Here is a 26,811-nt window from a genome sequence, read left to right as displayed (position 1 = left end):
TGCTGCGACCCCGCAGGGAACCTCACTCCGTATCGACGAAAGACCGCCTGCGGCTTCGTCTTGGCGTCTTTATAATCTGCTTTTCGTGACCACGCTATTTATTGGCAACGACTTTTTTGTAAATTTTTGTAAACCACAACAAACAATTGAATTACATGCGAAAATTTTATATTCGTCTGTAGATCAAAAAATTGACAGAAAGAATGAATAGTGATTCACTACTTATAGGGAGCCCGAATGGCCTATCGAGAAACGGAAAAAATGCGCCAGCGCAAGGCGGAGGCGCGCAAACGGATTGTGGACTGCACTTATCAGTGCGTGGCCGAAGGCGGTTTTCGAAGCGCGCGGGTTACCCGGATCGCCGGGCTGGCCGGCGTTGCCACAGGAACTATCTACCGGCATTTCGAGTCCAGAGAGGACCTGTTCGCCGAGATTTTCCGGCTGGCAACCCAGCGGGAGGTCGACAAGGTCGCCGAAGCTCTGGCCTCCGATGGCAACGCCGCCGAGCGGCTTGAGCGGGCACTCAGACAATTTGCCGAGCGGGCACTGAAAGGCCCGCAAATGGCCTGGTCACTGATCGCCGAGCCGGTGGACCCGAAAGTGGAAGAAGAACGACTGGCATACCGCAAGGCGTACGCCAACCTGTTCGAAAAAGCGATCCGCGAAGGCATTGAAGAAGGATGCATCCCGGATCAGGACGCTCGCCAAAGCAGCACCTGCCTGGTGGGCGCCATAGCGGAAAGCCTGGTTGGCCCCCTGTCACCGACACAGACCAGCCAGGCCACCAGCACAACAGAAGACAACAATGACCCGCTGGTCAATTCCATCATCTGCTTTTGTATGCAGGGGTTGACCGGCACCAGGAGGTAGCTATGAACGCGCGGCAGCCCCGGCCAGAGACACCATCAAACGACCAGGAAGATCGCTACCTGGCCAGCACCCACGAGGTCTTCAACCAGCCACCGGCCCTGGAGAACTACAACCTGTTCGAACAGGACATTGCCCTGCAGGAAGCTGCCCTCCGGGAGGGCGCCGGTAAAGCTGCCGAGGACCTCAAGGCATTCGGAGCCCTGGCCGGAGCCGCGGAAACCATTGATCTGGGATTTCGTGCCAACGCCAACAAACCTGTGTTCAATACCCATGACCGCTATGGCCACCGCATTGACGAGGTGGACTTCCACCCGGCCTATCACGAGCTGATGCGCATCGCCTTCGAAAATGGCCTCCACAGCAGTCCGTGGAGCCAGCCCGGCCAGGGCGCCCACGTTGCCCGTGCTGCCAAGTACTACATGCACTCCCAGGTAGAGGCCGCCCACTGCTGCCCCGTGACCATGACCTTCGCGGCCATCCCGTCGATCCGGAAACAACCAGAGCTGGCGGCGGACTGGGAAGCCCGGATACTGGCCGACAGCTACGATCCTCGCAACCTGCCGGACAGTCAGAAAAACTCGGTTACCATCGGCATGGCCATGACCGAGAAACAGGGCGGCAGCGACGTTCGCGCCAACAGCACCAGAGCCTACCCAATCGGCGCGGGGGGCCCGGGCCAGGCCTATGAGCTGGTGGGTCACAAATGGTTCGTCTCTGCCCCCATGTGCGACGCCTTCCTGGTACTGGCTCAGACACCGTCAGGACTGTCGTGCTTCCTGATGCCCCGCTGGCGTCCGGACGGTAGCAAAAACCCCTGGCAGGTCCAGCGCCTGAAAAACAAGATGGGCAACGTCGCCAATGCCTCCAGCGAAGCCGAACTGCGGGGCGCCCTGGCCTGGATGGTTGGCGAGGAAGGCCGCGGTGTACCCACCATCATTGAAATGGTGGCCATGACCCGCTTCGACTGCATGATCGGCAGCTCAGCCGGCATGCGTCAGGCCATCGCCCAGGCCAGCCACCACTGCCGTCACCGCAGCGCCTTCGGTGCCCGCCTGATCGACCAGCCCCTGATGCAGAATGTCCTGGCCGACCTGGCCCTGGAAAGCGAAGCGGCTCTGGCCTATACCATGCGCATCGCCCGCGCCCTGGACAACCAGGACAAAGAACACGAACGGCTGCTGGCCCGCCTGGCCACACCGGTCGGCAAATACTGGATCTGCAAGCGCACCCCGAACCATGCCTATGAGGCCATGGAATGCATCGGCGGCAGCGGCGTGATGGAAGACTGCATCATGCCCCGACTGTTCCGGGAATCCCCCGTCAACGCCATCTGGGAAGGCAGCGGCAACGTCCAATGCCTGGATACACTGCGCGCACTGCAGAAAGAGCCCGAAACCCGCGACGCCTTCTTCAAAGAAGCCGCCGAAGCGAAAGGCGCCGATCGCCGCTTCGACCAGTTCCTGGCGCAGCTGCAACACGACTTTGCCGACATCAGCGATTTCCAGTACCGCGCCCGCAACCTGGTCGACCGCATGGCCCTGGCCCTGCAGGGCTCCCTGCTGCTCCGCCACTCGGATGCCGCCGTCGCCGACGCCTTCTGCGCCTCAAGACTGCAGTCCAGTGGCGGTATGAACTACGGCAACCTGCCCTCGGGCACCGATCCGGCAGCCATTATCAAACGGGCAACGCCTGTAGTAGGCTAGAAACAACAGAATCCAACTGAGAGATCGAGAACCGGCGGGGAACTCCTTTCCAAAACCTTGCGGAGCCATGGATGGCGGAGCAGAGCGTACAAGGACGTATTCACAGCGTGTTTTGGAAAGGAGTTCCCCGCCGGTTCCTGCACCCAAGTCTATGTCTGAAGCACTCAGAAAACTCCTGCGGGAAGGCCACGCTCCCCAGCAGCCGGTTATCACGCCCCATGTGGGCGTACTGACCCTGCACTTCCAGCTCTACGGCTGCGACGACCTCAAAGCCAAGCGCAAAGTCTTCACCGCCCTGAAGGCCGTCTGGGGCAAAGAGCCCGACCTCGCCGTCGCCGAAACCGCCGATCAGGAGGCTCTCGACTGCGCCACCTGGACCATCGCGGCCCTGGGCACCTCCTCACAGCAGATTACCCAACGCCTGGACCAGATCGAAAAAGCCATCGAAGAACGCGTGGATGCTGCCATACTGGATATACACCGGGAAATACTCTGACCGGGAAATCCCGGACAGGAGCCGTGTGGCGTAACCTGTTGCCAGGCCGTATACTACGCCCCCTCAGGGATGCCAGTGTGCCTGCCAGCAGCAGGCGACCAGAAATTAATGCCGGACAGCAATGCCGGCCGTATCCGCAGGGCATCCGGAACCGGCCCTTCGGATGACCACTGATTGTGAGTGGCGCCTATGACCGGAAAGAAAAAATCCGCCCAGGCCTCGGTAGAGGCCATGTATCGCGTATTCACGGTGCCCGAGGCGCCGGAATCGACGCTGAGCCGGATTGACCAGAACATCTCCCGCAATCTTGCAGGCTTTCTGCAGGAGCACATCGTTGCGGTTGAACGGGACCTCTCGGATGTGGAGAAAGACTTCTCCGACTACAGCATTCCCGAGAAGCCCGTCTTCGTGTCTGAACAGGCCCAGTTCCTGCTCGACAAACTGGTAGCCAACTCCGTTCACACTGCTTCGCCGGCCTTTATCGGGCACATGACATCAGCGCTGCCTTATTTCATGTTGCCGCTGTCGAAAATCATGATTGCCCTGAACCAGAACCTGGTCAAAACCGAAACCTCCAAGGCGTTTACCCCCATGGAGCGCCAGGTACTGGGCATGATTCACCGCCTGGTATACCAGGAAGACGGCGCCTTCTACCGCAAGTGGATGCACGACCCCCGATACGCTCTGGGAGCCATGTGCTCCGGCGGCACGGTCGCAAACCTCACCGCCCTGTGGGTAGCCCGCAACCGGGCCTTCCCGGCCGAGGGCAGCTTCCGCGGACTGCACCAGGAAGGCCTGTTCCGGGCTCTGAAATACTACGGCTACGAAGGCGCCGCCATCGTCGTCTCGCGCCGCGGCCATTATTCCCTACGCAAAGCCGCCGACGTACTCGGCCTGGGCCGGGAATCCCTGATTCCCGTGGATACCGACGACGAAAACCGCATCAACACCGATGCCCTGCGGGACAAGTGCCTGGAACTGCAGCGCCAGAAAATCAAAGTCATGGCCATCTGCGGCGTGGCCGGCACCACCGAAACCGGCAACGTCGACCCTCTGGACGCCATGGCCGACATCGCCCGGGAATTCGGCGCCCACTTCCACGTGGACGCCGCCTGGGGCGGGCCCACGCTTTTCTCCCGCACCTACAAACACCTGCTGCGCGGTATCGAGAAGGCAGATTCCGTCACTTTCGACGCCCACAAACAGCTCTACGTCCCCATGGGCGTCGGCCTGGTGGTATTCCGCGACCCGAGCCTCGCCAGCGCCGTGGAACACCACGCCCAGTACATCATCCGTAAAGGCTCCCGGGACCTGGGCAGCACCACCCTCGAGGGCTCACGGCCCGGCATGTCCATGCTGATCCACTCCGGCCTGAAAATCCTGGCCCGGGAAGGCTACGAGATCCTGATCGACCAGGGTATCGACAAGGCCAAGACCTTCGCGGAAATGATCGAGGCAGAACCGGATTTCGAACTGGTCACGAGACCGGAACTGAACATCCTGACCTACCGCTACTGCCCGGAAAACGTTCAGGAAGCCCTCGCCTGCGCCGACCCGCTGCAGGCGGAAAAGCTCAACACCTGTCTGAACCGGATTACCAAGTTTATCCAGAAAACCCAGCGGGAACGGGGCAAGGCGTTCGTGTCACGGACCCGGTTGGAGCCGGCCCGTTACTACAACTTCCCGTGCATCGTGTTCCGGGTGGTACTGGCCAACCCTCTGACCACCAAAGAAATCCTGGCCGACATCCTTTCGGAACAGAGAGAGTTATCACGGGATGAGGGCATAGAGGATGAGATCAGCATCCTGCACCAGATGGCGGATGCGGTATTGAAGCAGGCGACGCCGAACGCGAGACAGGCCTGAAGAGCCCAAAAGACTTAGCCATGGCGATTTTAGGCCACAACCATGGCTCAGGTGAGCCGGGCGGGGGATGGTTCAAAAACTGTGCGGAGCCAGGGATGGCGAAGCCAAGCGTACAGGGACGTATTCACAGCGTGTTTTTGAACCATCCCCCGCCCGGCTCGCTTCTCCCAAGCCTGCAGACAAGGCCTTAGTACAGGGCCTCTTCATCATCCAGAACATCATGGATGATATCCAGGAACATCTTGTCTGCCTCACTCCAGTTCTCCGGAATCCGGATATTGGTGCTGGCACTGATTTCCTGCGCAATCAGCTCCTCGGCATTCGGCTGACCCCGGTGCTTGCGAGCAATCTCCATGGACTTGACCGCAATGGTCGGGTCGCTCAAAACCTTCTTGATGAAGGTCCTCAGCTCATTAATCATCTTCGCCTGACGGCCTTCAACGGATGAACTCATACTTCACTCCACGGACAAATAGGCTTGAGGGGTGAAACACCCCTTTTTACAGATAGTATGACCAAACTCGGTTTATACAACCAGCCCGGTCAGATCAACAAGCCTCGCAGGGTGAAGAACAGAATCGCAGCCATAATGGCCGATGCCGGTACGGTGATGATCCAGGCTGCGGCAATGCGCACCAGATGCGAACGCTTCACCAGCTCTTCCCGGTAGATCTTCTTCAGGCGTTTACGCTCGGACTTGGACAGAGGGACCTGCTTTTTCTTCTTGGCCCGCTTGAGCAGATTCTCCATTTCCTCAACCGACGCGTTGCGGAAATCATCCAGGAACGGCTTCAGACGCTCCTGCTCGGCAGGATCATGGTGCTCCATGATCTTGTGCAGCTGGGTTGCGTAGTTGGACTTCAGGTACTCGCGAAGGAAGCCAACGCCGAAAACGCCACCAATCGCGATATGGGTGGAGCTGACAGGCAGGCCAAGCTGAGACGCAAGGATCACCGTGAGCGCTGCCGAAAGCGCGATGCAGAACGCTCTGGTCTTATCCAGTTCGGTGATTTCGCTGCCGACGGTCTTGATCAGGCGTGGGCCGAACAGCATCAGGCCAACGGCCAGACCCAGGGCACCCACCATCATGACCCACAGGGGAATATTCGCTGACATAACCACCGAATCAGCCGAGAGGGCATCGTTAATGGCAGCGAGCGGACCAATGGCGTTCGCCACGTCGTTGGCGCCGTGGGCGAAACTCAGCAGCGCCGCGGCAAAGATCAGCGGCCAGGTGAACAGGGTGTTTACCCCGGCGGAGCTGTTTTCCATGGTCGAGGCCATGCGACCCACCAGGGAACGCATGACAAAGAACACCACGGCGGCGGCAGCGAGGCCGATCAGAGTCGCTTCCATAAAATCGACTTTGACGATTTTCTTGACGCCCTTGATCATCAGATAGGTGCCGAAAGCCCAGGCCATAATTGCGACCAGCCAGGGCACGAACGTGCGGGCGGCCGGAATGACCTCCTTGCGATAAAGCACGGTCTTCTTGATCGCGAACAGGAACAGGGCCGCCAGCGCACCACCAAGAACCGGGGAGATCACCCAGCTGGCGGCAATCTTGCCCATCACCGCCCAGTCAGCGATACCCCAGCCGCCGGCAGCGATACCGGCGCCGAGAACACCACCAACGATGGAATGCGTCGTGGAGACAGGGGCTCCCATCCAGGTGGCCAGGTTCAACCAGAGCGCACCCGCCAGCAAGGCTGCGGTCATCAACCAGACAAAAGCCCGGCCTTCTTCAAGGCTCGAGGGATCGATGATGCCGCCCTTGATGGTGGAAACCACGTCACCGCCGGCAATGATTGCGCCGCTTGCTTCAAAAATGGCGGCAATCACCACGGCCGCACCCAGGGACAGGGCCCCGGAACCAACAGCAGGCCCTACGTTGTTGGCAACGTCATTGGCGCCGATATTGATCGCCATGTAACCGCCAATGACCGCAGCGGCCATCAGCAGCATATTGTTAGGCATTCCCTGACTGAAAGATCCGACAGTCAGCCACACGCCAAGTAGGAAAAGCAGGCTGATGCCGACCCTGTATCGTTCCGTGGTAGGGCTGGTGAGAAGGGTATCCAGGAATCCGCTCGAACGGGCCATAACAGATCAGGTCTCGTTTAGTCTGTGAGGATTAGAGGCGAACACTGTCGCGCGGCAACTATAATTTTTTTGACATGAAAATGAAATAAAACGGTCACAATTCACACAGACTAAACACATCACAGACTGGAGTGCAAAAACGCACTAAATTGACTCATAATTCCGAAAAGAAGCGTCAAAATTATAAAAATAGCAAACAAGGTCTCCATGCCCCATCCAACTTCCTCCGGGCAGCTCGCTGCCGGCGAACGGGAAGATGCCCAGGTCTCGCGACTTCTGACCTGGCTGTCTGCAACCGCCATTGGTTTCCTGATTGGCATCGGCGCCAAGGCCTGGTTCGCCGGGCACTCGACCCATGCCTGGGTGCTCTGGACTTTTATCGGCCTGATTGCCCTGAACATGCTTTACTTCGCCAGCACCGGAAACCGTGCCCGCCAGAAAGCGGGGATGATCGTGATTGTGGGGCTGCTTTTCACCTACCTGATCGCCTCCGGCGGCGAGAGCAACACCGGGCCACTCTGGTTTTATGTCTTCCCCCCTCTCCTGTTTTATCTGACCGATCTCAAAACCGGCACGGCGGTTCTGCTGTTCTGCTACCTCGTTGCCGTCGTGGTGTTCCAGTTTCCCGGGCTCCCTCTGGTCTCCGCGGAATACAGCATGGATTTCAAGATCCGGTTTTTCGCAGCCCTGACCTTCGAATCCATTTTCTGTTTCGTGCTTGAAGCCAGCCGCCTGAAGGCACGCAATGAACTTCTCACCCTCGCCGAAACCCATGAGCATGCAGCACGAACCGACGAACTCACCGGGCTGGCCAACCGGCGCGACATGCAGAATCGCCTGGCGATGGAGTTTTCCCGTTACCAACGTTCCGGCCACCATTTCTCCATTGCCCTGATCGATCTGGACCTGTTTAAACAGATCAACGACCAGTTCGGCCACGATGCCGGTGATGACGTCCTGCGCGAGTTCGCCGGACTGATCAGAACGGTGATCCGGCAGGCGGATGTCGCAGCCCGATGGGGCGGTGAGGAGTTTCTGGTGTTGTTGCCGGATACCTCCCTGTTGCAAGCGCTGACCCTGGCAGAGCGGTTGCGTTCTGACGTGTCCAGGCATGCGTTCCGGTTCAGGGATCAGGCATTGCCGGTGACCATCAGTGCCGGCGTCTGCTCCATTGCCAAGGCCCGCTCACTGGACGATCTGCTCAAGCAGGCCGACCTGCACCTCTACAATGCCAAGGAATCCGGACGTAACCGGATAGCGCCCCGGGTCCGAAGCCAGGAAACCGAATCTTCGCCCTCGCCGTCTCCTTGAGGCGGCAAAGCACTCCCGCTATGATCGTGCGCCACCGAACGACCGTATGGTCATTCCTCAGGCGACGAATGGATAACCTATGACATCAATCAGAATCCTGGTGGGCAGCGTCTATGGCGGCGCGCTCCTGACGGCCAGAACGCTCAAGAAAGAGCTTGAGGGGGAAGGTCACCACGTGACCGTGTTGGAAAATCCGGTACTGGATGACATCACGTCGAACAACGATGCGCTGCTGGTATGCACATCGACAACCGGACAGGGCGAGCTTCCGGCCAATCTGCTGCCCTTCTACCTGGACCTGAGGGACCAGTTGCCACAACAACCCGGCCGGCCGTTTGGCATCATCGTCCTGGGTGACAGCTCCTACGGAGATACTTTCTGTGGCGCTGGCGACCTCATGGAGGAAGCGCTTTACGAAACCGCTGCCCGTAAGGTTGGGGACACGCTTCGGATTGATGCCCTGGAAACCATGGAACCGGAGGCCGAAGCGCTGCCCTGGGTCCGGGGGTGGCTGGAGCAGATCTGAGACACGGCTACAAAAATTTGCCAATCAGGCTCTGCCAGCGACTTGAGCCGCCAAAGACGACACGCCATACTCCCAGAGACAATGACAATTAAGCGGTACGACGTGGCATCCACCCTCTGGCTTCGTTTACTGATAACACTTCTGCTGTTATCCGGCCTGTCCGCCCCATCCTTCGGGGCCGAGGATTCCTATGTTCCGCAAATCGAGTACCTGCGCGTTGCCCCCGACAACAAGCTGACGGTCAGTGAAGCCCTGGCCTCCGACAGCTGGCAAACTCTCGAGGAAAAAAGTCCGAATTTTGGCTATATCCGCGATACCGTCTGGCTTCGGTTTCCGGTATCGCAGCCGGCGACCATCAACCTTCTTGAAGTTCGCTACTCGCAATTGGATAAAGTGACCTTCCACCTGATTGAGAACGGCCGAATCGCACGGCGGGTGGAGACCGGAGACCACGTTCCGTTTGAACAGCGCCCGATACTGCACCGCCATTTCCTGTTCCCCTTAGAACAAAGCATAGCCAGCGAGTACCAGATTCTGCTGGAGGTGCGCACCGAGGGGGCCATGCAGATTCCGGTTCGTCTCTGGAACGCCCAGGCGTTCTTCGAGCATTCTTCCACCGAAGACCAGATGCACTCGCTTTACTACGGCATCCTGATCACGGTGATTTTCTTCAACCTGTTTATTTTTGCCGCGCTACGAGAGCCGGTTTACCTGCTCTACGTGCTCTCGACACTCGGCTATCTATTACTTATCGGAAGCCTGAATGGCTCCACGTTTCAGTTTCTCTGGCCTGACAGCCCTGCCCTACAGAATCAGATCATGTTGCTGGCTGTGCCTTTCTCTCTTTTCTTCACCCTGGTGTTCTCCCGCTCATTCCTGAAACTTGAACACACCGGGCCTGTTCTGAACCGGCTCGTACTGTTCATGATCTCACTGAATGCAGTGGTTGGTCTGATGACATTCTTTCTGGACTACAGCACGGGCAGCCGACTGACCGTGGCCCTGGCAATACCCAGCTGCCTTTTGCTCACTGTTCTGGGGCCCGTGCAATGGTGGAAGGGGAACCCGCAAGCCGGTTATTACACGGTGGCCTGGGCGGCACTGACACTGGGCAGCGCAATAACCGCGGCCAACAAATACGGCCTGCTGCCAAACAATTTTGTGACCACCTACGGTATGCAGATTGGGTCGGCACTGGAGGCCATTCTGCTCACGCTGGCCCTCGCGGCGCGAATTTATCAGGAACGCCAGGACAAGGTTGACGCCCGGGAAGCCGAACTGAATGCTCTGGCAGCACGACGGTCAGCAGAGCTGAAACTGATGGATCATGCGCTGCATAATCCCCTTACCGGCCTCCCCAATCGGAGCAGCCTGGAAATGATGCTGAACGACCTGATGCTGCGCAGCCCCGAGCGACGCTATGGCGTCGCCGTCATCCACCTGAATAACCTGCAGTCGGTCACGAAGACGCTGGGGCATCGCAACAGCGACCGGATTCTGGCGTTGGCATCCAAGCACTACAATGCCGTGGCGAGGGAGCTCCCGGGCGCCTTGCCGATTGAGCAGAGTGATCAGCGCAATTTCTACCTGGCGTCACTGGACCCACAGACATTCGCCTTTGTTGTCGACGCCGATGCAACCGGCCACGTTCCCAGAGCCATTCTGAAGGCGCTGGAGGGCATACGCTACCCGATCGACTATCTGGGCATGCAGATACCTCTGGACCCCGCCCTGGGAGTGGCAATTTTTCCCGAGCACGGCACCGATGCCAATACCCTGATACGCCGGGCAGTGATCGCTGAAGGATCCGACTCTGCGCGGGAACGTGGCATTGCCTATTACAAATCCAAAAAGGACTCCTACAGCGCCGACCGATTGACCCTGGTGTCGGAGCTACGGCATGCGCTCAATACCAACGAGCTCGCTCTGTTCATGCAACCCAAGCAGAGCCTGAAAACCGGTCGAATCGTCGGAATTGAGGTTCTGATCCGGTGGCCCGGCCGGGCAACCCCCCTCCGCGCCGATGAGATCGTCAGCCTGGCCGAACAGACGGGACTGATTAAACCAATGACCCGATGGGTTCTCGAACAATCGCTTGAGCTACGGTCGCGATTGTTGGAGCGCGGCTGGCCCCTGAACATATCCATCAACATTTCACCCAACAACCTGCGCGAACCGGATTTTCCCATTTTTGTGCAGCGCCTGATGAGCAGCTACCACAGCCACCGGGGCGCAATCATTTTTGAAGTTACGGAAACGTCCATGATGCAGGACCCGGCCAACTCTCTCCGGGCGCTGAACTCGCTGAGTGCCACGGGAATCCCCGTGTCGATCGATGACTTCGGGTCCGGTTATTCCTCACTGTCCTACATCAAACAGCTCCCGGCGAGCGAGGTCAAAATCGATCGGTCGCTGGTCACCGAGCTGAACACCGAGGCGGAGGACCGCGTGATCGTCCAGACCACGATAGACATGTGCCATAGCCTCGGCTACCAGGTGGTGGCCGAAGGCGTCGAGGATGAGGTCACCGCCAATCTGCTCAGGGACATGGGTTGCGACATGATCCAGGGCTACCTGCTGACACCGCCACTACCCTTCGACGAAATGATGGATTGGCTGGATAACAATCACCAGCAGCCGGACCATCGCAAACTGGGCTAGCCGGCTAGGACCTCTGACGAATCAGTGCTTCCTGGGTAGTGGATGCCACCAGCACACCGTCCTGATTGAAGAAATTACCCCGATTGAATCCCCGTCCGGCCGAAGCGCTGGGGCTATCCTTGTCGTACAACAGCCATTCGTCCATGCGGAAATCCCGGTGGAACCAGATCGAGTGATCAAGGCTGGCCACCTGCAGCCCCTTGCTCATGAATGTCAGGCCGTGCGGGTTCAGGGAAGTCCCGAGGAACTGGAAATCCGATGCGTAAGTGAGCAGGCAACGGTGAAGTACGGGATCGTCTGGCAGATGCCCCTGGGCCCGGAACCAGCTCTGCTTGTGGGGCGGCCGCTTCTCCGGTTTCAGGGGATTGACCGGATTCACCGGGCGGATCTCGATCGGGCGGTCCCGGGTCAGAATCGGGCGCATCTTCTCGGGTACCTGGGGTGCCAGCAGTTCGCCCCATTCCTGTTCCGAGCGAAGTGTTTCCGGGTCCGGCGCATCCGGCATGGTCAGCTGATGCTCGAATCCTTCCTCGGCTACCTGGAACGACATGGAACCGGTCAGGATTTCCTTGCCGTCCTGGCGGGCAATCACCCGACGTACCGAGAAACTGCCACCATCACGGACCCGCTGGACCTCGTAGTCGATGGGCATGTCCTGATTGCCGGGGCGCAAAAAGTAGGCATGAAGGGAGTGGCAAAGGCGACCTTCAACAGTTCGGCTGGCCGCCATCAGCGCCTGGCCAAGAACCTGCCCGCCAAACACGTTTGGAAAGCCCAGATCCTCGCTGTCCCCCTGGAAATGGTCGTCACCGATGGGCGAGAGATCCAGCAACTCCACCAGTTTCTTGGTTACCTCAAGCATGCCTGCTCCTGTGATTTCGTTAGCACACGAAGGAGTTTTCTACCGCAAGCGGCGGAATTTCGCAATGAAAAGCCGTCGCCGGCCAAGAGAAAGCAGCCCCGTGGTATCGGGACTGCGGATTGGAGTCCGGCTAATCAGCCGTGTATCGGAGGCACTTCCTTGGACAGGGCCTGTTTCTCCATGGCATAGCTGCCGGTTACCGCAAACCCCAGTACATCGCCCCCGGCGCTCTTGAACAGCGCCTTGACGCTGGTGCCATCCTGCTCAACTTCCCAGTTGCCCTCGGCTTCCGACGGTGGTGGACAGACGGCGGTCGGGCAGCAGGGGGTCTTGATCATCACCGGCATGGTGCCATAGCTCACTTCGGTGCGCTCACCGAGCAAGGTTTTTGCAAGCGCCCGGGAACAGGCCATCAGCGGCAGGACATAAAGCAGCACGTGGCCGTCGACTTCGGCGCAATCACCGAGTGCGTAGACATCCGGCGCAGAAGTCTCGAGCGCGCGATTCACTACGATGCCCCTGGCCGTCTCCAGCCCGGCAGCCCGGGCCAGATCGGTCCTCGGGCGCAGGCCCACAGCGGACAGTACCAGATCAGCGTCCAGAGTCTCACCATTGGCCAGGGCCAGACTGACTCCGTCACCCCTGCGGTCGATCCGATCAACCACGGTTCCGAGATGAAACCCGACCCCCAGATTCTCGAGCTCCTGCTGGACAGCATGGGCGGCCGCCTCCGGCAGCAGCCCCGGCATCACCTCCTCGGAAGGAGCAATCACGTCAACCTCGTAACCGCCATTGCGCAGGTCGTTGGCGAACTCACAACCAATCAGACCAGCCCCCATGATCGCCACCCGCTTGCCGTCGCCCAGGGCGTCCCGGAAGGCACGGTAATCCATCAGGTCATTGATCGAAAACACATGCTCCTGGCCATCACCGTCCAGGCCAAGCCGGATCACATCGGCGCCCCATGCCAGAACCAGCTTGCTGTAGGCAAGTCGTTCATCACCGAGAATCAATTCGTGGGCGTCGGTATCAATGCCGGTGACCGTGGCAAATGTGCGAATCCGGACATTCAGCTGATCCGCCATGGCGTCGGTACCGCCCTGGGCCAGGCCATCCGCGTCCTTGCCCTTGGTAAAGCCGGTGGACAACATGGGCTTGGAGTAGCTCACGCCATCGTCGGCGGTAACCATCAGAACCGGGGTTTCCTTGTCCTGCTTCCGGATTTCCCGCGCCAGGGAATAACCGGACAAACCGGTACCGACAATAATGATGGGGGCCTGTTCAGTCATAACCGTGTTCCTGTATTTAACTCACCTGGGCGGCTTTTACCGGCCGTGCCGGGTGCTATCAACCGATCTCGATCATTTCAAAATCTTCCTTGCCGACACCGCAATCCGGGCATACCCAGTCTTCCGGTACGTCTTCCCACTTGGTGCCCGGCTCAATGCCGTCCTCGGGCCAGCCTTCGGCTTCATCGTAAATCAAACCACACACCACACACTGCCACTTCTTCATAACGTTCTCCCAACATCAGACGGGCGCAATAATAATTGTCAGACAATATTACACGCAAGTGTTTTATTCAGTTAACAGATACGAACAACTGTCGAATCAGGCCATCATACCCATCGCCCCGGTATTGACCAATGCCAATGCCGACGGTCCGGTCAGGGGATTTCTGCCAATAGCCACAAATACAGATCTGACAACCGGGGTGGCCCCTCCCTTCTGCAGGCCCTGTCCGGTATAATCGCCCGTTTTACGACAGGACCGACCGATATGACCGATACCGTCGCCGAAATGAACCAGGTTATGGCCGAAGCCGACTGCCTGGTGGATGAACAGCAGGTACAGACTGCAATCGGCAACCTGGCCGACGATATTACCGCCCGCCTGAAAGACAGTAACCCCCTGTTGTTCTGCGTGATGAACGGCGGGCTGATCCTGACCGGACAACTGCTACCCCGGCTCCGGTTTCCGGTCCAGGCCGAATACCTGCATGCCACCCGCTACCGTCAGGAAACTACCGGCGGCATTCTCGAGTGGAAACTGCAACCTGAAGCCAATATGCACGGCCGTACCATCCTGATTATCGATGACATTCTGGATGAGGGGACGACCCTGTGCGCCATCGCCGACTACTGCCGCGCTCACGGTGCCAGTGAGGTACTGACGGCCGTTCTGGTCGACAAGCAACATGACCGGAAAGCCCGTCCGGATCTGAAGGCCGATTTCACCGGCCTGGAAGTGGAAGACCGCTTCCTGTTCGGTTACGGCATGGACTACAAGGGCTACTGGCGCAATGCCCCCGGCATCTATGCAGTCAAGGGTCTCTGACATCGACAGTCACCTGACCATACCCCCGACGGACTGGTACCAATCGCTGACGGCCGCCGGCCTCCTAAACCCGGAGGTTCACGGGCCTGCCCGCTATTGGTTGCAGGTTGAGGGTTCGTTTACGCGGGCCCTGCAGAAACAGTGCAGCCATTCCTTTCACGTTGAGGTCCGCCGGGAGGGCTTTGCAACGCCGACACAGGAAGAGGCCCGGCGCCTGCGCATTCCCCACCGTCAACACGCCTGGATACGGGAAGTCAGCCTGTGCGGCGACAACCAGCCCTGGGTATTGGCCAGGACGGTCATTCCCCTGAAGTGTCTGGAGGGCGAGGGGCGCCGGCTGCTTCACCTGGGCAATCGACCTTTGGGCGCCTACCTGTTCACCAGCCCCCACTGGCAACGGGGCCCTCTGGAAACCGGCCTCTGCAGACCGGTAATCCCGGGACAGCCGGAACTGGCAAGGCGCTCCCTGTTCAGTGGCCACAACAGCTCTCTGCTGGTTGGTGAATACCTGCTACCGGCGCTGTTTCAGCGGAACACGCTTTAACCGGCCTCCTGCGACTGGCTATAATCCCAGCACTCATTCAATTCGAAGAACACCAGACGGACGCGCGCCATGCTGCCTGACGCTGTGCCAGAACCTATCCAGCGCCGGTTGGCCGACTACGCCAGCCTGCTCAGAATCGACCGCCCGATCGGAACCCTGCTCTTGCTGTGGCCGACCTACTGGGCCCTGTGGCTGGCCGGAGACGGCAGCCCCGCATTGGCTAATGTCATCATTTTCACCCTGGGCGTGTTCTTCATGCGGGCGGCTGGCTGCGCCATCAACGATTTCGCTGACCGGGACTGGGACAAGCATGTCAAACGCACCAAGGACCGGCCACTGACCGCGGGCCGGGTAAAACCCTGGGAAGCGGTGGCGCTGTTCGCGGGACTGTGCCTGGTTTCCTTCCTGATGGTGGTTCTGTTCACCAACCCGCTGACCCTGTATCTGTCGTTCGGCGGTGCCCTGCTGGCGTTTATTTACCCGTTCATGAAGCGTTACACCCATTTGCCGCAGCTGTTTCTGGGCGCGGCCTTTTCCTGGGCCATTCCCATGGCCTGGGCGGCGGAGGCCGGCGAACTGAGCCAGCTCACGTGGCTACTGTTCACGGCCAACGTGCTCTGGACCGTGGCCTACGACACCCTGTATGCCATGGTGGACCGGGACGACGATCTGAAAGTGGGCATCAAGTCAACGGCAATCCTGTTCGGAGAAGCCGACAAGGCGATCATTGGCATGCTGCAGGCCATGGTTGTACTGATCCTGATCATGGTGGGCCATCGTGCCGAACTGGGCACCTTCTACTATCTGGGCGTCGTGGCCATGGCCTGCCTGTTCGTTTACCACCAGTACCTGGCGCGGGAACGTGAACGGGACGGCTGCTTCAAGGCGTTTCTGAACAACAACTGGGCCGGCTTTGCCGTTTTTGCCGGTCTTGTAATTGATCTCATGGTCAGCTGAACCTGTCATATACTTGTAACACTTGAGCGTTGTAATGAGGCAGCAACAAATCAAGGTCTGACACAGGTTAAAAGCTCATGACTGGAAAAACTGTCCTGATCGTCGATGACGAGGCCCCGATCCGAGAGATGATCGCCGTGGCCCTCGAAATGGCGGATTATGACTATCTGGAGGCAGCGGACGCCCGGGAAGCCCATGCCCTGATTGTCGACAAACACCCGGATCTCGTACTCCTCGACTGGATGCTGCCCGGCACCAGCGGCGTGGAACTGGCACGCCGCCTCAAGAAAGAAGAAGCGACCGCCGACATTCCCATCATCATGCTCACCGCCAAGGTCGAAGAAGACAACAAGATCCAGGGCCTGGAAGTTGGTGCCGATGATTACATCACCAAACCGTTCAGCCCCCGGGAACTGGTCGCCCGCCTGAAAGCCGTGCTTCGGCGTGCGACGCCGCCGGGCGTAGACAGCCCGATTGAAGTGGAAGGCCTGACGCTTGATCCGGTCGGGCATCGGGTCACCACCCAGGATGGCGCCCTGACCATGGGCCCGACAGAATACCGACTGCTTCAGTTCTTCATGACGCACCAGGAACGGGTATATACTCGCTCCCAACTCCTGGACCAGGTCTGGGGTGGCAATGTCTATGTTGAGGAACGGACCGTGGATGTGCATATCCGCAGGCTCCGCAAGGCGCTTGGCGACCAGTATGACCACCTGATCCAGACCGTACGCGGAACCGGTTACCGCTTCTCGACCAGAGCCGCGTAAGTAACTCCGGCCAGCTGAGCATCAGCCCCGGAACGGACACAAGGCAGTTTTTGATGCAGCACAACTGGTCACGATACCTGCGCTACATTATCGGTGGCCTGATTGGCTCCACCCTGGTTGGCCTCTATTTCGGTGAGCCCGTCTACGGCCTTACCCTCGGGCTGATCGTCTATCTCTGGTGGACGCTGCTTCAGGCCAGGCGCCTCTACCAGTGGCTGTCCAACCCCAGCGCCACCGACGAAGCCCCCCAGAGCATCGGCCTGTGGGGCGATATTTTCGACAACCTTCACAAACTGCATCAGACCCACCTGAGAACCCAGGACCGGTTGAGGGCCCAGATCAATCGGGTTCAGGAATCCACCAACGCCATGCGCGATGGCGTGATCATGACCGATTCCCGCGGCGCCATGGAATGGTGGAACGGCTCCGCCGAGTATCTGCTGGGTTTCCGGCGCAACACCGATCAGGGCCAGTACATCCATAACCTGATCCGCACGCCGGCCTTCAAGACCTATTTCGATTCACGGGATTACCGCGATCCCCTGGAGATACATTCGCCGGCCAGACCTCATATTCACCTTCAGATCCAGATCAGCCTGTTTGGTGACGACGACCGTCTGATTGTCGCCAAGGACGTAACACGGCTGTACCAACTCGAACAGATGCGCCGTGACTTTGTCGGCAATGTGTCCCACGAGATGCGCACGCCCCTCACGGTCATCAGCGGCTACCTGGAAACCCTGGTGGACAATGCTGCCGACCTGCCGCCAAAGTGGCGCCGGGCCATTAACACCATGGCTGCCCAGTCATCCCGGATGGAAGCCCTGATCACCGATCTGATCCTGCTCTCACGTATTGAAACCGGGGAGCAAACGGTCAACGACACCCTCACGGACGTGGACCAGCTGCTGACCCAGATCTGTCATGACGCCCGGGCGCTCAGTGGCGAAAAACAGCACGAGATTACCGTGCATATCGGCGATCATCGCCTGCTGAAAGGCGATGAAAGCCAGCTGCGCAGCGCTTTCTCGAACCTGATATTCAATGCGGTGAAGTACACCCCTGCAAATGGCCAGATTATCGTGTCCTGGTCCACCAACCGGGAAGGCGCACACCTGTCAGTCAGGGATACCGGCATCGGTATCGACCCGGTCCATATCCCCCGTCTGACAGAACGTTTCTATCGGGCCGATCCCAGCCGTCACAAAGACACCGGCGGCACCGGCCTTGGCCTGGCAATCGTCAAACACGTGTTGCTCAACCACGATGGCAATCTGGAGATTCGCAGCCGGATTGGCGAGGGCAGTGAATTTATCTGTCATTTCCCGCGGGAGCGACTGGTCGAGCGGATCCCCGAGAGGGCAGAGAGCTAGCGCATACCCGCGCGGAAGCGGGCGACAAACCTCGACAGGTCCTCCAGCTTTTTCGGGTCTTCATCGACAAAACGAATGGTAACGCTGACAAAGTCCGTGTCCTGGCGTTTGTCCACCGCCTGCAACTGGTGCACGTAGCCGTTCAACCTCGCCATCTGGCCCTCGGCGATCTCGATGTCCACTACCGCCTGGTCGAGAATCCCCGGGAATACCTGGTCCCGCTTCGCGATCACCCGCACCTCCGTCAGATTGATATCCTTGACCACCGATTTCAGGGTGCTCTCGGCGAAGCGTACCGAGGCCAGGCTCATGGGCGCCCGGGCCGAGGTCGGCCTTGTCGGTGCCAAAGGCTCGGGCCCGGGGGGAGAGGACGGTGACTCGGCGGAAACCTCCGCCGCGGCTTCGGGCTTGCGGGTCAGTAGGTTGGCCGACTCTTTGAAGGCATCGGCAGGGCTGGCCATGGATTTGCCGCTCCGGTCCATGGCATCTTTCAGTTTGCGGCCCATCACCTTGATGATTTTCTTGCTCAACCCCTCGGGGCTGAACGGTTTACCAAGGTATTCGGAAACGCCGCCCTTGACCGCTTCGATCACGTGATCCTTGTCGCCCCGGCTGGTGATCATGATAAAAGGCACGTTTTCGTACTGGGGCTGCTGGCGCATCCATTGCAACAATTCCAGCCCGGACATTTCTGGCATCTCCCAGTCGCACAGAATCAGGTCAAACGCGGTCCTCGACATCAATGACTGCGCTCGCCGGCCGTTCTGGGCGTCGGTAGTCTCGATGACCGGGAAACGCTGGCGCACGGTTCGCTTGACCAGATCACGTACAAAGCTGGCGTCATCCACCACCAGCGCTTTCAGCATTGCCATAGTTCAGACCTTCCCCTATCCACAACCCGGTTCTATGTTGCAACTATAGAACAAACACCCACGCCAGAAACCTGTCGGCAACAAAAAGACCACAATCGCCGTTTTTCGGGAACCGTCAGGTTAAAGAATTGTCACTCCACGGGAGCCAGGACAGTGTTTCTCCGGCTGGAAAACGCGCTAACATGGGCTCAGGATACTCCACGTTCATCAGCCTGATAGAGGTTTTGTGTGCTGACCAAACCTGCAAGGATTCTTCGCCAGGGCGGCGTTACTCGCGGCTTATTGTTTTCCGGTTTTCTGTCATGTCTGTCACTGCCCGCCATTGCCCAGGACAGCGCTGAAGTTGAGCCGGCGGGATTTGCCGAATGCAAGGCCCGGCTTCAGGAGCAGGCCATTGCCGCCGGGGTCAGCAGCAAGACCGCCAGCGAGGTGATGTCCGGGGTCCAGCATCTGGCACGGGTGATCGAACTGGACCGGCGGCAACCGGAGTTCACCACTACCTTTGCCGATTACCTGAACCGACGGGTTAACGATGCCCGGGTCAACACCGGCCGCGAACTGTTGCAGGAACATCAGGAGCTGCTGGCAAGAGTCACCCGGGAAACCGGCGTGCCCGCGCCTTATTTGGTGGCCTTCTGGGGCCTGGAAACCAATTTTGGCAGCTATTTCGGCAAGATGCCGGTACCCAGCTCCCTGACAACACTGGCCTGCGATCCTCGCCGCAGCACTTTCTTTACCGAGCAGTTGATCGCGGCCCTGCGCATTATTGACGAGGGCGCCATACCGGCAGACCAGATGGAAGGTTCCTGGGCCGGCGCCATGGGCCACGTTCAGTTCATGCCGACGGTTTTCCTGAAACACGCGGTGGATGCCGATGGTGATGGCCGCAGGGATCTGTGGAACAGCCTTCCGGATGCCATGATGTCTGCGGGCCGGTTTCTCGAATCCATGAACTGGGACGGCGACTACCGTTGGGGCCGCGAGGTCCTGTTACCCGAGAATTTCGACTATTCCCTTGCGGACGGGCGTCGTCTGCCACTCGAGCAGTGGCGCGAAATGGGCATCACGGATGCCTTCGGCAAGCCACTGGCCCGCGAACCGATTAATGCCGCCCTGGTGGTGCCGGCAGGACACCGCGGGCCTGCGTTTCTTGCCTATCACAATTTCCGCGTGATCATGGGCTGGAACCGCTCCGAGTTCTACGCCATTGCGGTTGGTCATCTGGCTGACCGGATTGCCGGCGCGGGTAAACTGCAAAATCCGCCGCCCGAAGACGCCCCCGCGCTGTCCCGCGCCAACATCATCAACCTCCAGAAAGCCCTGCAGCAACGGGGGTATGAGCCAGGCAACCCCGATGGCATCATGGGCCCGGCAACGCGGTCTGCCATCCGTCAGTTCCAGGCTGCCAACAACCTGGTGGCTGATGGCTACCCCGGTGAATCGGTGCTGGCGGCGCTGGAAATACCTGCAGGACAGTGATCCACCGGGGAGTCGGTGGCCTACTACTGCAGGACACCGTTTTGATGCGAGACTGATCTGACATGGATTCACTCACCCAGGCCGCCCTGGGCGCCTCCCTGGCCGGCGCCGTAGCCGGCAAGACTCTTGGCCGCTCGGTTTTGCTGACAGGCGCAGTTCTGGGCACCCTCCCGGATCTGGATGTCGTCATCGATTACGGCACCGCAGTGGCCAATTTCACCCAACACCGTGGATTCAGCCATTCGTTGTTCGTTCTGGCCCCTCTGGCAGTGGCCCTTGCCTGGCTGCTCTGGCGCTGGAAACCACAACTGAGTTTTCAGCGGTGGCTCGCCCTGACGGGGCTGATCCTGATTACCCATCCTTTACTGGATGCCTTTACAACCTATGGCACCCAGTTGTTCTGGCCCATCGGGCCCCCCGTAGCCGTCAGCAGCATTTTTATCATCGACCCGCTATACACCCTGCCCCTGCTGGCCGGCTGCCTGTTTTTTCTCGCCCGGCCGCCCGCCAAAACAGCGATAGTTGCAGGCCTGGCAGTGTCCACCCTGTACCTGGGCTGGAGTGTTCTGGCCCAGCAAGTGATGACACAGCGAGTACAACCCGCGCTTGCGGCCGCCGGCCTGGAAGACCCGGACCTGCTGGTTCAGCCCATGCCATTCAGCACCCTGTTGTGGCGGGCGACGGCTCTGCAGGGTGATCAGCGGGTGGAAATAGTCACCGGCTTTCTGGATGGCGACACGCCACTGAATCTTGAATACTTTCCACGCCGCCCGGAGCTGGCGAGCGAAGTCTCGGACCTGCCCGAGGCCCGGCGTCTTGAATGGTTCACCCGGGGCTTCCTGGATTACGACCAGGCCGGCGACCGCATCACGGCCACCGATATCCGGCTGGGCATTCCAGGCGCGCACCCGTTTACCTTTGTTCTGGCGACCCGCAATGGCAGCGGCATCGACCCCACGGCGAGCTTTCGGACTCCACGCCCACCAGTAAGCTCCGAAGCTCTGGGGCTGCTCTGGTCCCGGATGATTGCCGAAACGCCGGTGCTCTGCCTGGCCAGTCTGAGCTCCCCGGCACCAGGACAACGCTGCTGAATACCATGCGACTGGACCAGTTTATTGCCAACACCACCGAGCTCTCCCGAAAAGAGGCCAAGCGGGCCATCGGCCGCGGAGAAGTAACGATCAATGAGCAAATCTGCAAGGGCGCCAACACCCGCCTGGCCGGGGATGAACGGGTGGCCTTGTCAGGCACCCCTCTGAGCCTCCCGGGCGAGCGCTATCTGATGATGAACAAGCCAGCAGGCGTGGTGAGCGCGACGACCGACAGCGACCATCCAACAGCGCTGGACCTGTTGCCAGCAGACATCACCCGACATCTCCATATTGCCGGGCGCCTCGATGCAGATACAACCGGCCTCCTGTTACTGACCACCGATGGACAGTGGTCTCACCGGGTCACCTCACCGCGAACCGACTGCCCCAAGACTTACCGGGTAACCCTGAACGAACCTCTGAGCGACGCCGCGGCACAGCAACTGGAACGTGGTGTGGACCTGCATAATGATCCCAGGCCGACGCGACCGGCCCGGGTGCATTTTCTGGAAGACAGGATCATTGAGCTGACGATTTCGGAGGGGCGCTATCATCAGGTCAAGCGCATGATGGCAGCCGTTGGCAACCACGTGGAAGCCCTTCATCGTGTCCGCATTGGACAGGTCGAACTGGACGATGCGCTGATGCCCGGCGAATACCGGGAACTGACCGCCGAGGAAAGAGACAGCCTGGCGTGATACTCAGGTGCGCTCGAAACGTTGCGCCTTGAGATTCTTGCGCACTGCACCGGCCTCGAACACTTCACCATTCATAGCAATATACACACCCGGCGGCAGCAGCTGCACCGCAGCCCAGGCAAACCCGACATTGAATACCGCATCGGTTCGGCGCATACGGGCCGGCTGCATCGCGCCGGTCAATACGATGGTCTTGTCCTTCAGGCCGGACAGCACCGCCGCAGTATCGGCCATGGTGTCCGTGCCGTGGGTGATAATGATTCGGCCACAATCGCATTCACTGGCCGCCGCCAGTACCTGCTGGCGATCATCATCGGTCATCTCCAGGCTGTCCTTGCGCAGCAGTTCCCGCAGGCGATAGCCCTCGTGGATGTTGGATTCAGACAGCAGCTCCGGCAGCAGGCTGTGCCCTACCTCGAACTCGCTGTTGGCATCGAAGTAGACCTTGTCGATGGTGCCACCGGTCGTGAATATCTGGATCATAACGGGATTCCCTTCAGTGTCAGTTCACACTGACCGTACTGTTACCAGCGGTCGCGTATGACGCGTTCTTTTCCTGTTCGTAACGCCGGGCGGCAGCGGCCACCGAGCCCCTGGCTCCGGTATCAAGCCAGCGCTTTATCCGTCCGGCATCGCCCATCGGCGAGCGGGTACCGAGGGAATCAAGCAGCACGGTCACCACCTCTTTGCCGTTCATCTTCGAAATCATCACCAGGCAGCGCCCGGCCTCGGAGAGATAGCCGGTCTTGCTGAGGGCCACCCCCCAGCTATCCCGATGCACCAGGGCATTGGTATTCCCGAACGACAGGCTGTAACGGGGCTGCCGGAATTGCCCACGGAAATAACCGGTGGTGGAGTACTCCCGGATTTCCGGGTAATCAGCCGCAGCGTTTACCAGCTTTACAAGATCCGCGGCGGTTGAAAGGTTCTCCGACGACAGCCCGGTCGGATCAACAAACCGGGTACCGGTCATTCCCAGGGCCGCGGCCTTGGCGTTCATCGCCTCGATAAAGGCATCGAACCCGCCCGGGTGGCTACGGGCAAGGGTGTAGGCGGCAAAATTTTCGGAGGACATCAGTGCAATGCGCAGGACATCTTTACGCCGCATCTCCGAGTCGATGCGAATCCGACTGTAGGCGTTGGCGGCGGCGGGCGTATGCCGCTCATGAAAAATCAGCCACTCATCCAGCGGCTCGCCGGATTCCAGCACGACCAGCGCGGTCATGACCTTGGTAACAGAGGCAATGGGTACGGACCGGTCGGCATTCTTGCCGAAAATCAGCTCGTTATCACCAGCCACGGCAACCGCGGCATTCACCGAAGCGAGCCTGGGTCCACTGTCTGTTTCTGCCTCCCGCTTTTGGGATTCATCCCCCGTTTGATGGGCCAAAAGCGATCCTGGCAGCCAGAGCAACATCAAGATCACGAAAGGGGAAAAGCCGGCGAGTCTCATTTGTACAGATCCTGTGGTTTATTCATGCATCGCGCAACCGGTCCGGAAACAGGCTTCTACAGATAGGATGGTCAGGGTTAACTATACCAGCGAATGTCTTGTTTGATCAGGTGAAAAGTTTCTTGCGCCAATTTCACCTGGCAAATGCAAGTGAGCTGAAAAACCATTAAAATTCGAGCTGATTCTTCGAGTCAGAAAACACCACTTAGCGGGACCGTCGCTTCATATGGATGACAGCACACATCAGACCGAAAAAGCCGTGCTGTCACAACTCCGAGCCCAGTCCGGGCTGACACCTTTTCGACGCTGGATGCCATTCCTGCTCCTGATGGCTGCCATGGCATACGGTCTGCTCGCAAGCCTCCTTCAAGCGCCTGAAAATCCGCTTTCCGCGCTGTCGCAGGTCGACTCTCCCGAGCCAGCGTCCCAGTCCTCCCGCATTGTGCAGATCGACTATCTGGTTACGCCTCTGGAGCAGGTTATAGAGGACGAAAACTGGCGGCAGAAAAACTGGCAGGCGGCCCCGTCAGAGAACTCCGGCATTGGCTATTACAACGGACCTGTCACCTTCAAGGTGACGGCGGAGAACCTTGGAGCCACAAACGCCGAACAGTGGGTCCTTGTATCCGCCCCCTACATCGACCGGCTCAGACCCGCCATTCTCGATGAAAATGGCGCTTTCCAGCGGCTTCGCGACATGGGAGACCTTTACCCATTCGGTAACCGGCTGATTTCGCTACCACCGTGGATCTGGCCAGTTTCATTACCGGCGGGTACGACCACACTGTTGTTCGAGGTTCAGAATGCCGGCCCCACGCTACTGCCCATTAGCATTCTGGAACCTGACAAGGTTGTAAGCGACATTGCAGGAACCATGACCTGGAAGGCATTCATCACTGGCCTCCTCGTTTTTGCGCTGTTGCTGAACCTCAGCTTCATGATGAAATTCAGGCTCCCGGGGCTGGCCTGGTTGGGCGTTCTCACGCTATCCGTTATTCACGTGCAACTTGTCATGGAGGGCTTCGGGCTCTGGCTGATTTGGCCAGACTTCCCGGAAATAAACGCATTACTGAACATCAGCCTCTGCCTTTGCCTCATCTCACTTTGCCAAATCACGCCAAACTTTATCCAGGTCTCCAGACTCCCGAGACTGCTACTGAATGCAGCGAGTGTTCTTGGCCTTTTACATCTGCTGGCCATGCCACTGCGGCTACCGTTGCTCGGTCAGGACTCCTTCCTGATACTGGCCCTGACCGGTGGTTCAATGATTCTGGCCCTGACGCTCAAACAGGCCCGACACGAGGTGTATGCCCGCTATTTTGCGTTATCACTGCTCTTCATTCTCCTGGGTACAGTTATCTCGGCGGCGCGGACTGTCGGCTGGGTCCCGGTGAACAGCTTTACCGATTCCGCCTTCTTTATCGGTGCAGCAGCCGCATCTCTGATCCTGACCAGCGGCATTGGCCGTCAGATATTGGAAGAGCGCAAAAAAAGGCTGGCTTCTGATATTCGGGCTCGCCAGGAACAAACACTGCGATCTCACGTAGAGCAAAATTACAAGCAACTCCTCAAAACCCACAGTGTTACCGGCAAACCCAATCGGGCCATGCTGGAGGAGTCGTTGGATCAACTTGATAGCCACCAACAGCCCTACACCGTCGCCATGATTCAGTTGACCCGGTTTAACGAAATCGAGCAGGCTCTCGGCTATCGGACGGCAGAGGATCTGCTCAGAAGTTATCTGTGGGAGCTCGACGGATTCCTGAAACGGATCATGGGTGATCAGTTGATCATGATTGACGGCTATGCCCTCGCCAGCATTGATACCAGCAATCATGCCTTTGCCTTTTTCCATACTGACGCCCCGGACGCTTACCCGGAAAAACTGAAAACGCTCATGAACTGGTTGGGAGAGAACTTCCGCGAGGGCCGGTTCTCGCTATCGTGGAGTTCATCGGTGGGTATCGCCCATGCTCCGGAGCATGGGGTCGACGCGTCAGATATCCTTTCATCAGCTGGCTTTGCTGCCCTGGATACGCATCAGCCCCTGACGGTTTACGACCCGGCTATCGCGGACTGGCAGTACCAGCAGCAAATGCTGATGCTGGATATCGAAGAGGCACTGGGTAATGGCTGCATATGGCTGGAATACCAACCAACCGTGCGAATACAGGACGCACGTATCGCTTCATTGGAAGCCCTGATCCGCTGGCAACACCCGGACTTCGGCACGGTTGCTCCGGATCGGTGGATCCCATTAGCCGAACAGGTCGGGATGATTCACCACGTTACGCTCTGGGTGGTGGACCGCGTCTGTGAAGATATGAGCGCGCTGAAGGCCCGTCACGGGGACCACATTGCCGTTGCGGTCAATATTTCTGCAAACGATCTCACCCACCCGGACTTTGTGGAAAAGGTGAAGGCAATTGTGCAGCACCATGGGGCACAACCTTCCGATCTTATTCTGGAGATTACCGAAACAGCGATGATGGCTGACACAGCCTTGGCAAAAGTCGTTATTCGGACCCTGAGCCAAAGCGGGTTCCGAATTGCCGTCGATGATTTTGGAACCGGGCACTCGTCGTTGGGAACCCTTGCCACATTCGAGCTGGACGAGTTAAAAATCGACCGGAGTTTTCTCAGCGACATACTCACCCAACCTGCCCGACAGCGAATATTCCGAGCGGCGCTTGACCTGGGTGAGGCTCTCGACCTGGATGTTGTGGTCGAAGGTGTGGAGGAGGAAGCTATCGCCGCCTGGCTACAGCAGTTCCCCGGCCTGTATGGCCAGGGATACTACTGGGGCAGGCCAGAACAGCTGAAGACCTGAGCTCCGATC

24 protein-coding genes are annotated in these 26,811 nt (G+C 58.9%); 16 read left to right on the top strand and 8 right to left on the bottom strand.

Translation table 11 applies throughout. From position 1 onward, the window contains the following. Positions 1-237 precede the first annotated feature (237 nt). The 4 genes from EDB94_RS11530 (at position 238) to panP (ending at position 4,935) form a co-directional block, all read left to right on the top strand. Complete coding sequence (locus tag EDB94_RS11530) at positions 238-870, top strand: TetR/AcrR family transcriptional regulator (RefSeq protein WP_008173505.1); 633 nt, start codon at positions 238-240, stop codon at positions 868-870. A 2-nt stretch (positions 871-872) separates the two neighbouring features. Beyond that, entirely contained in the window at positions 873-2,573 is a 1,701-nt protein-coding gene (locus tag EDB94_RS11525; protein WP_108018431.1) for an isovaleryl-CoA dehydrogenase, read from the top strand. 151 nt (positions 2,574-2,724) lie between these two features. Beyond that, positions 2,725-3,069, top strand: a complete 345-nt coding sequence (locus tag EDB94_RS11520) for a DUF503 domain-containing protein (protein ID WP_014578525.1) — start codon at positions 2,725-2,727, stop codon at positions 3,067-3,069. 189 nt (positions 3,070-3,258) lie between these two features. Next, on the top strand, positions 3,259-4,935 hold the full coding sequence (panP, locus tag EDB94_RS11515) for a pyridoxal-dependent aspartate 1-decarboxylase PanP (RefSeq protein ID WP_008173510.1): 1,677 nt from the start codon (positions 3,259-3,261) through the stop codon (positions 4,933-4,935). 187 nt (positions 4,936-5,122) lie between these two features. On the opposite strand, the gene EDB94_RS11510 is transcribed toward panP, so the two are convergent. Both EDB94_RS11510 and EDB94_RS11505 read right to left on the bottom strand, forming a co-directional pair. Then, on the bottom strand, positions 5,123-5,389 hold the full coding sequence (locus EDB94_RS11510) for a hypothetical protein (protein ID WP_008173512.1): 267 nt from the start codon (positions 5,387-5,389) through the stop codon (positions 5,123-5,125). A gap of 89 nt (positions 5,390-5,478) precedes the next feature. Continuing rightward, entirely contained in the window at positions 5,479-7,038 is a 1,560-nt protein-coding gene (locus tag EDB94_RS11505) for an inorganic phosphate transporter (protein ID WP_108018430.1), read from the bottom strand. Between the two features lie 207 nt (positions 7,039-7,245). On the opposite strand from EDB94_RS11505, the gene EDB94_RS11500 reads away from it, so the two are divergent. The 3 genes from EDB94_RS11500 to EDB94_RS11490 all read left to right on the top strand — a co-directional run bounded on the left by EDB94_RS11500 (position 7,246) and on the right by EDB94_RS11490 (position 11,536). Beyond that, a complete protein-coding gene (locus EDB94_RS11500) occupies positions 7,246-8,349 on the top strand; it encodes a GGDEF domain-containing protein (RefSeq protein WP_108018429.1) in 1,104 nt (367 codons plus the stop codon). A 79-nt stretch (positions 8,350-8,428) separates the two neighbouring features. Further along, complete coding sequence (locus EDB94_RS11495; protein ID WP_062785999.1) at positions 8,429-8,875, top strand: flavodoxin; 447 nt, start codon at positions 8,429-8,431, stop codon at positions 8,873-8,875. Between the two features lie 81 nt (positions 8,876-8,956). Next, a complete protein-coding gene (locus EDB94_RS11490; RefSeq protein ID WP_108018428.1) occupies positions 8,957-11,536 on the top strand; it encodes an EAL domain-containing protein in 2,580 nt (859 codons plus the stop codon). Between the two features lie 4 nt (positions 11,537-11,540). Here EDB94_RS11490 and tesB read toward each other — a convergent pair whose 3' ends face one another. The 3 genes from tesB to EDB94_RS11475 form a co-directional block, all read right to left on the bottom strand. Continuing rightward, positions 11,541-12,398: an acyl-CoA thioesterase II gene (gene tesB, locus EDB94_RS11485; protein WP_053113187.1), complete on the bottom strand. Its 858-nt coding sequence runs from the start codon at positions 12,396-12,398 to the stop codon at positions 11,541-11,543. A gap of 134 nt (positions 12,399-12,532) precedes the next feature. Next, positions 12,533-13,687 (bottom strand): NAD(P)/FAD-dependent oxidoreductase, encoded by a 1,155-nt coding sequence (locus tag EDB94_RS11480; RefSeq protein ID WP_108018427.1) that lies wholly within the window; start codon positions 13,685-13,687, stop codon positions 12,533-12,535. 58 nt (positions 13,688-13,745) lie between these two features. Next, positions 13,746-13,913, bottom strand: coding sequence for a rubredoxin (locus EDB94_RS11475; RefSeq protein ID WP_008173532.1), 168 nt, complete (start codon positions 13,911-13,913; stop codon positions 13,746-13,748). Positions 13,914-14,177: 264 nt separating this feature from the next. Between EDB94_RS11475 and EDB94_RS11470 the strand changes: the two genes are divergently transcribed. The 5 genes from EDB94_RS11470 to phoR all read left to right on the top strand — a co-directional run bounded on the left by EDB94_RS11470 (position 14,178) and on the right by phoR (position 18,379). After that, a complete protein-coding gene (locus EDB94_RS11470) occupies positions 14,178-14,735 on the top strand; it encodes a hypoxanthine-guanine phosphoribosyltransferase (protein WP_108018426.1) in 558 nt (185 codons plus the stop codon). Next, positions 14,716-15,279: a chorismate lyase gene (locus EDB94_RS11465; protein ID WP_008173535.1), complete on the top strand. Its 564-nt coding sequence runs from the start codon at positions 14,716-14,718 to the stop codon at positions 15,277-15,279. The genes EDB94_RS11470 and EDB94_RS11465 overlap by 20 nt, the downstream gene beginning before the upstream one ends. Positions 15,280-15,348: 69 nt before the next feature. Continuing rightward, positions 15,349-16,236 (top strand): 4-hydroxybenzoate octaprenyltransferase, encoded by an 888-nt coding sequence (gene ubiA, locus EDB94_RS11460; RefSeq protein ID WP_108018425.1) that lies wholly within the window; start codon positions 15,349-15,351, stop codon positions 16,234-16,236. 77 nt (positions 16,237-16,313) lie between these two features. After that, the gene (gene phoB / locus EDB94_RS11455; protein ID WP_008173539.1) at positions 16,314-17,006 is read left to right on the top strand and encodes a phosphate regulon transcriptional regulator PhoB; all 693 of its coding nucleotides are present in this window, start codon (positions 16,314-16,316) and stop codon (positions 17,004-17,006) included. A 53-nt stretch (positions 17,007-17,059) separates the two neighbouring features. Then, positions 17,060-18,379, top strand: a complete 1,320-nt coding sequence (gene phoR, locus EDB94_RS11450; RefSeq protein WP_008173541.1) for a phosphate regulon sensor histidine kinase PhoR — start codon at positions 17,060-17,062, stop codon at positions 18,377-18,379. Here phoR and EDB94_RS11445 read toward each other — a convergent pair. Further along, complete coding sequence (locus tag EDB94_RS11445) at positions 18,376-19,251, bottom strand: response regulator (protein WP_108018424.1); 876 nt, start codon at positions 19,249-19,251, stop codon at positions 18,376-18,378. The genes phoR and EDB94_RS11445 overlap by 4 nt on opposite strands. A 228-nt stretch (positions 19,252-19,479) precedes the next feature. On the opposite strand from EDB94_RS11445, the gene EDB94_RS11440 reads away from it, so the two are divergent. From EDB94_RS11440 to rsuA, 3 genes are all read left to right on the top strand, one after another. Then, on the top strand, positions 19,480-20,730 hold the full coding sequence (locus EDB94_RS11440) for a lytic murein transglycosylase (RefSeq protein WP_104270799.1): 1,251 nt from the start codon (positions 19,480-19,482) through the stop codon (positions 20,728-20,730). Between the two features lie 62 nt (positions 20,731-20,792). Next, positions 20,793-21,821, top strand: coding sequence for a metal-dependent hydrolase (locus EDB94_RS11435; RefSeq protein ID WP_108018423.1), 1,029 nt, complete (start codon positions 20,793-20,795; stop codon positions 21,819-21,821). 5 nt (positions 21,822-21,826) lie between these two features. Further along, positions 21,827-22,519: a 16S rRNA pseudouridine(516) synthase RsuA gene (rsuA, locus tag EDB94_RS11430; protein WP_108018422.1), complete on the top strand. Its 693-nt coding sequence runs from the start codon at positions 21,827-21,829 to the stop codon at positions 22,517-22,519. Between the two features lie 3 nt (positions 22,520-22,522). On the opposite strand, the gene EDB94_RS11425 is transcribed toward rsuA, so the two are convergent. After that, a complete protein-coding gene (locus EDB94_RS11425) occupies positions 22,523-23,002 on the bottom strand; it encodes an asparaginase domain-containing protein (RefSeq protein ID WP_008173551.1) in 480 nt (159 codons plus the stop codon). A gap of 19 nt (positions 23,003-23,021) precedes the next feature. Continuing rightward, positions 23,022-23,909, bottom strand: coding sequence for a D-alanyl-D-alanine endopeptidase (gene pbpG, locus EDB94_RS11420; protein ID WP_260312568.1), 888 nt, complete (start codon positions 23,907-23,909; stop codon positions 23,022-23,024). 289 nt (positions 23,910-24,198) lie between these two features. Here pbpG and EDB94_RS11415 point away from each other — a divergent pair, with 289 nt between their 5' ends. Further along, the gene (locus EDB94_RS11415) at positions 24,199-26,802 is read left to right on the top strand and encodes an EAL domain-containing protein (RefSeq protein WP_108018420.1); all 2,604 of its coding nucleotides are present in this window, start codon (positions 24,199-24,201) and stop codon (positions 26,800-26,802) included. The last annotated feature ends 9 nt before the right edge of the window (positions 26,803-26,811 follow it).

Origin of the sequence: Marinobacter sp. 3-2, assembly GCF_003751355.1 — a bacterium.
Taxonomy (GTDB): Bacteria; Pseudomonadota; Gammaproteobacteria; order Pseudomonadales; family Oleiphilaceae; genus Marinobacter; species Marinobacter adhaerens.
Note: the sequence above shows the minus strand (reverse complement) of the source record. Positions and strands in the feature narration are given on the sequence as shown.